This is a genomic window from Clostridium sartagoforme, assembly GCF_039521405.1.
GTDB lineage: Bacteria > Bacillota > Clostridia > Clostridiales > Clostridiaceae > Clostridium > Clostridium sartagoforme.
The window spans coordinates 1-1,970 of sequence record NZ_BAAACH010000050.1 but is presented as its reverse complement, the minus strand read 5'-3'; the positions used below and the strand labels follow the sequence as shown (position 1 = coordinate 1,970).

2 protein-coding genes are annotated in these 1,970 nt (G+C 26.9%); one reads left to right on the top strand and one right to left on the bottom strand.

Annotated elements, in window-relative coordinates:
- Positions 1-1,186: peptidoglycan recognition protein family protein (locus ABDZ60_RS18620; RefSeq protein WP_343780261.1), on the top strand; the 1,186-nt coding region annotated here is incomplete at its 5' end.
- A gap of 34 nt (positions 1,187-1,220) precedes the next feature.
- On the opposite strand, the gene ABDZ60_RS18615 is transcribed toward ABDZ60_RS18620, so the two are convergent.
- Positions 1,221-1,793 (bottom strand): hypothetical protein, encoded by a 573-nt coding sequence (locus tag ABDZ60_RS18615; RefSeq protein ID WP_343780259.1) that lies wholly within the window; start codon positions 1,791-1,793, stop codon positions 1,221-1,223.
- Between the last annotated feature and the right edge of the window lie 177 nt (positions 1,794-1,970).

Below are 1,970 nucleotides of genomic sequence, written 5' to 3'. Positions count from 1 at the left end.
AACATCTCCTGAATATAGCAATGGAGATACTTCTGGTGGTGGTTCTGGTGGCGATATAGGCACTGGAGATCCTTCATTCAGAGTTTTTAGTAGATATGAATGGGGAGCTAAGCCTATAATTCCATCTGGAATGAGCGGTGAAAGAACTAGACCTTTCAGATATATAATAGTTCATCATTCAGGCGCGGAACAATTTAATTCTGATATAGCTCAAATGCAGTCTATTCAAAACTATCATCAAAGCTTAGATTGGGGTGATATAGGATATCATTACGGAATAGGTAAATTTGGAATGACAATGCAAGGACGTGAAACCAAATATGTTGGAGCTCATACAAAAGGAGAAAGAAATAGTGACAGTATTGGTATCTGCTTGTTTGGTAACTTTGAAACAGCCTCACCTAGCCAATTCCAAATTAGTAGTCTAATTTCACTATTGACTCTACTATGTAAACAATATGGATTATCTCCTGATAGTATTTATGGTCATAGAGACTTTGGCTCTACAGATTGCCCTGGTAGATATTTATATGCCTTTTTACCAAATATAAAAAATGCTGTAAGAAAAAAGCTAAATAATGATGCTGTAATTAATGAAATTAATAAGATAGGTTTTGCTAAAAAATTTGGTATTGAATTTGCTACTACAGATGAAGAAGTGTTAATTGCTCAATCTGGTACATTTAAAATGACATTGCAAAATTCTTATAATGTAGGCTCTGATGGAGATGATATTATACTAAATGTAGAAAATGGTAAAGTTGTAGGTGGAACTTATAAAGCAAAAATAGCTGATTTTGCAATTAAACTTATTGATGAATTTGAAATATCTATAGAAGATACTTTACTAGAATTAGGTAATTATAGTACATCAATATCTGCTGCAACTAATTTAAAAACTGTAAGTATTTCATTTACACAATCACATAAAGCATCTAATAATGAAACCATAAAGCAAATTTTAAAGATTGAATTTGATAAGGATGAAATTAATAACAATCCTACTGCTGCCGCTGAAGTATTAGAAGCATTTGCAGATGGAGTAAAGAAAGCATTTATTATTATTGCTTTAGTGGCTATATGTTTTTACCTAGGTATTGAAATATTTATTGGTGCTGTTGCTACAGCTTTTGTAATATTTATTACATCAGTATTTAATTCTTTTAAAAATAATGGTTCTGCATAAAAGATTAGAAACATAAAAAAAGATGTTACTTTTATTAGAGTAACATCTTTTTTTCTTCTATAGATTTAATAAATTCTTCTTTAATTTCATTACTTTCAAATATAGTTATTGGAATTATCACAGGATATACTTTGGTTATCTTATTTTTCATGAAACCAGAAGTAATAATTATATACCCATTAAATTCATCTATAAAAATATTTTTTCCTAGTTCAATATTTAATTTCTTATTATTATAAATAACTTCAATATATTTATCTTTTATAGTTATTATTTTTTCATCTAAAAAGAATTGTTTATTGTTTCTATAGGTTTCCGCTGCAAATTTTTTAACTCTCTTTATTAGTAATTTAGGCAATAAACTAAAAAATAAATATATTGCAAATAAAGTAAGTCCTATCATAATTAGTAAAAAAATACTTAACATAAAAATATAAGAATAAACCTTTGGCTCCTTTATAATAATATCAATAGTAATCACTATTGGAGCTAATACTCCAATCATGCTCATTACTAATTTAAATATTTTTATCCAAATAAGATTTATATACCTATACTCTACTAATACCTCAACATCCTTTATATTATTTTTTAATTTTAAAATCATAAATTCCCTCTCATTTCCTAATTGTAACTTTTACTCATTATATCATATCTACATTTGGAATTTAAATACAAATTTTATCATACATAATTTCCTAAATATGAACCTCTGCATTTTTATCATTCTAATAAATTACTAGATTTCGCTAAATCAATCTTTAGTGAATAACAATAAAAAATA